Raw genomic sequence first — 4,096 nt, 5'->3', positions numbered from 1 at the left:
AGCTGATACGGAAGTCGCCCTCATCTGTTTTCAGTACGAGGGTCTGAAGATGAACTGTGTCGTCGGCGCTTAACTTCCAGGCGTTGCTCTTGTGGCGTGCAAGGCTCTGCCTTATTTCCTCAAGATCAAGGGGATGACAGAGCAGCGTCGCGCTGACTTCCTGAACTTGGCTCTCCAGCAAGTGCTTTAACAGTGCTGCGAGCCTTTGCGGGGCAGTCGTCTCGCCGAGCAAGCAGCGAATGGCCTGGTTGGTTATGGAGGTCGCATAGTGTTCAAGGTTGTCGCGCATCGTTTGACGGTCGCGTTCCCATTGCTTGAGTTGTGCATCTGCGCGTTGCCAGATTTCCAATGAGGCTTGTTCAAGCATGGCCTCGCATTTTTTCTCGGCCATACTTATCAATTCGTCGGCCTGTGCCTTGGCGTGGCTCAAGAGGTGGTTGGCGTGTTCCCAATGGGCAAGCTCTTCGCGCTTGATAAGGCTTCCTCGTGCGCCGGATGCGTCATTGCGTAACTCAATAGTATGTCGGCATAACATTACTGTTTTCCTCACCTGTGCGAGACAGGGGCGTGTTGCCGCTCGCCATGGTCGTGACGCGCCAGACGACGGCCTGCCAGAGAGTGTTCAATCGGCCGCTTGCATGTTCGAGTGGGGCGTTTGCTATTTCAGCCTCGCTCACACGTGTACGGGGAAAGCGCAATCGAAGACGCTGCCAGATAGCCGGTTCAACCCAGCTATGAAGCAGTCGCAGTGGATCGGAATGTGGGGGCAGCATGGAGGGGTGCAGTGCCATGGAGAGGCGCATGCACCACTGGTGATGACTTTCACTCAATGGTGATGACGCTTCGGGATTGAATATGTGCGTGACCAATGCCAGCCCCAGGTTCAGTTGATCCGTCGTGGCCAGGGCCAACCGAAGCACGGTAGCGTGAGGCGCAGCAGGCAAGCAGGCTTTAAAACCCGTCAGGTTGTCGGGCACTGACCGGCCGTTGTAAAAAAGCCTTTCAATCGCACGATACTCCTCACCTCGCCAGTCTTCGTGGGCCTGCTTCCAGGGAAAAGCCCACCACTGAGCCCAGGCCAGTTGTTCACGCATGAGGGGGTCGGGTCTAGGTGCCATGCGTTGACCCCGCTGAGTCGCCTTTAATGGCCGGCTCCTGGGAGTGACGCTTGCGCCGCGCTTGGAGGAAGATCATGGCGGCCACGGCCGAAACCAGAGCGAGCAGCACAATCATTATGCTGGTTCGCCAGAAGCCGAGATCGTCGCCAGGCACCAGGAAGGGGCCGAAAATACACCAGGCGTTGCTGTTCCTGATAAGTGGAGGCAGGTACAAACACCACAGTGAGTTTTTGCGGGTTATCCACCGCTGTGGTCATCCCGGGAATACTGCTTGCCACCATTCTGCGGACCCGCGCACGGATGTTGTCGGGATCCAGGCGTGGATCATGCTTGATAAACACGGAGGCAGATGCAGGTTGGACCGGCTCTCCTGGCGCAATGCGCTCGGGCAACACCACATGCACGCGTGCGACAATAACGCCATCGATCTTGGACAAGGTGGTTTCAAGCTCTTGGGATAAGGCATAGATGTAGCGGGCACGCTCTTCCAGGGGGGTGGAAATGACCCCTTCCTTGCGAAATGTATCCCCCATGGTGGTCCGGGCAAGTCGAGGAAGGCCTGCCGCTTCCAAGGTACGTACGGCGCGCCCGATGTCGTTTGTATTGACCGTTACGACGACGCCATCTTTGGCCGGGGTCTTTTGCGCACGAATATGTTTATCAGCCAATTCGGCGACGACCTCATTGGCTTCTTGCTCGGACAATTGGCGATGAAGTTCCACTCGGTCACCGCATCCGCTCAGTATAAAAGCCATGATCAAAACTAAAACGACACGCAGAGAGTTATTCATGCTCAGGACTGCATGTTACTGATCTTGTCGATGCACTGTGTTGTCTTGGCCAGACATTTCACCATGAGTTGTGATGTGAGTTGTGCGCTATATAACTCTCGTGGGTAAGTACTGATGGCCTCAACATCTATACCTTTTTTAGTTGAGCGGATTATTTTTGCGAAGCCATCTCTTGAGTGACTGAGGTGCTTTGAGGCCTCTGTCAAAAGGAGCGAGACTTCAGGCTTGGCAGAAGTCGTGTTGGTGGGGCGTTCAAGCATCGATGTGAAAAAACTGGCATCCATACCGTCTGGCGACTGTTCCTGGGCTGCACGGGTATGTTCCGTACTGCTGCCTTTCTGTGAGAAAGGGTCGTTTGCTATTCGCATGGCGGTTTACTCGATCAAAGTGGGCGCAGCTTTACAGGCGTACACACTGGCCTGTCGGGAGGGGGATGATTACCTTTCGGACTAGAGAGCCTGAAAGGTAATCGATCACCCGATAATTATTGACCGGACCCCGACCGGATCAACCCTTGAATGTTTTTCACTTCAGCGCTTCTCCAGCCGTTTTTTATGGCATCAGCCTTCATCTTTTCGAAGATGCCTTCGGCGCCATCTTCGCCACCTCCAGCAAATCCGTCTCCTGTGCCTCCGTTAAATTTAGTGAATGGGTTAGACGTGTTTGCCAACGCTTGTGAATAGATCGAACCTGAGGTAATAGTTGACATATAAGGGTCCTTTGTGAATTAAGAATTGTATTCGCTGCCCGTAACATCATCATAGATATGACGCTGTTGACATATTTTGCAGCTATAATTGTGTGGCCTATAAAACGGATGCGTTCCAAAAGTTTTGAGCGGAGGTGTAACGAAATATGATCCTCAATATTTGAGAAACTATCAGCTCTTCATGTGCTGGCTCGTATCATTGAGGTTTTGACTATAAGATTTTTGAACCGGGCGTGATCAAGCTTATGCCAATGATATGTTCAATTGTTTTCATTCTGTAATACAGCGTGCGCTTCGCAACCCCCAGCTCAATGGCTACGGTATCCACACAGTGTTGGTGACGGTACATCGACTCTTCAATCAACGCTTTTCAATTTGTTGAAGGCGTGCCTTCAGGTCCGTCTGAGGGGGCGGCTGACGGCAGGCGGGCGCTGAGAGCGGCGGGAGGCCCAGGACGAACCGTTTCGCTGCCGAGCGTAGCTCGCGAACATTACCCAGCCAGGGGTGGCAGAGCAGTTCATGCAACAGGCCGTCAGAAGGCGATGGAGGTGTGCAATTGAACTGGTCTGCTTCTTCCTGAATCATCTGCAGAAACAACGGGATGATGCGCTCGCGCCGATCGCGCAGGGCGGGCAGTTCGATGTTCACGACATTCAGCCGAAAGTAGAGATCACGCCTGAAGGCGCCCTGGTCGACCATGATTTGCAGGGATTGCTGGGCCGACTGCAATGACGCGCATGTCCACGGAAATGAACCGAGTCGAACCCAGGCGCTCCCACCCCGCGGCACTCCAGCACACGCAGTAGCTTGGCTTGCAGGCTCAAGGGCATGCTGTCGATCTCATCAAGGTACAGAGTACCCAAGTGGGCGGCTTCGACAAATCCAGCCCTTGATTGCACTGCCCCGGTGTAGGCGCCGCTGTTGACACCGAACAGCTGGCTTTCCGCCAGGCTTTCAGGGATGGCCGCACAGTTCACGGCGACAAAATTACCTCGTCGACCCGATAAGCGATGAATCCGTTGTGCAAGCGTATCTTTGCCGGTACCCGTTTCTCCCAACAGCAGGATGTCAACGTTAAGCGCGGCAGTGTTGTTAAGTGTGGTTTCAATTTCCTGACCATCGATGAGTGAAACGTCTGTTGTATTATCCTTCTGGACGTAGGCCGACATCGATGTGTACTCCCTGTTCGCTAGTACTTCACTGTAGAAGGGCGGTGTGCAAGCGCCAACTCAGTAGAACGCAGAATATAAAAGTTGTCACCCGGCGAAGAGGTAGTTATGTGCCGGAATAATGTAGGAAAATGACTGTAAGTTTAAGTTTTTAATGTGCTCGGCTTTAGTTTGGTTAAAGCGTCGAAAAAGGTAAGTAGGAAGATTCTGAGATAGTTGAGTATTTGGATATGTGTTTTTATTTGTAAGCTTAAATACCGGCCACAAAAAAGCCGATGCAATGCATCGGCTTTTTGTTCGCAGTCAATA

Annotated in this window: 4 protein-coding genes and 2 pseudogenes; all 6 read right to left on the bottom strand. The window is 53.0% G+C overall.

Annotation, left to right across the window (positions count from 1 at the left end; translation table 11 throughout):
• Positions 1–535: type III secretion system stator protein SctL (sctL, locus tag DQ405_RS25105; RefSeq protein ID WP_168426407.1), on the bottom strand; the 535-nt coding region annotated here is incomplete at its 3' end.
• Entirely contained in the window at positions 513–1,094 is a 582-nt protein-coding gene (locus DQ405_RS25100) for a type III secretion protein (RefSeq protein WP_236598424.1), read from the bottom strand. The genes DQ405_RS25100 and sctL, both read right to left, overlap by 23 nt.
• Positions 1,095–1,107: 13 nt before the next feature.
• A pseudogene (gene sctJ / locus DQ405_RS25095) lies at positions 1,108–1,909 on the bottom strand (type III secretion system inner membrane ring lipoprotein SctJ).
• A 2-nt stretch (positions 1,910–1,911) separates the two neighbouring features.
• The gene (locus DQ405_RS25090) at positions 1,912–2,277 is read right to left on the bottom strand and encodes a hypothetical protein (RefSeq protein WP_032903974.1); all 366 of its coding nucleotides are present in this window, start codon (positions 2,275–2,277) and stop codon (positions 1,912–1,914) included.
• Between the two features lie 116 nt (positions 2,278–2,393).
• Positions 2,394–2,618 (bottom strand): hypothetical protein, encoded by a 225-nt coding sequence (locus tag DQ405_RS25085; protein WP_014716828.1) that lies wholly within the window; start codon positions 2,616–2,618, stop codon positions 2,394–2,396.
• 211 nt (positions 2,619–2,829) lie between these two features.
• A pseudogene (locus tag DQ405_RS25080) lies at positions 2,830–3,787 on the bottom strand (sigma 54-interacting transcriptional regulator).
• Positions 3,788–4,096: the final 309 nt, after the last annotated feature.

The organism is Pseudomonas sp. SST3, from assembly GCF_003325755.1.
Note: the sequence above shows the minus strand (reverse complement) of the source record. Positions and strands in the feature narration are given on the sequence as shown.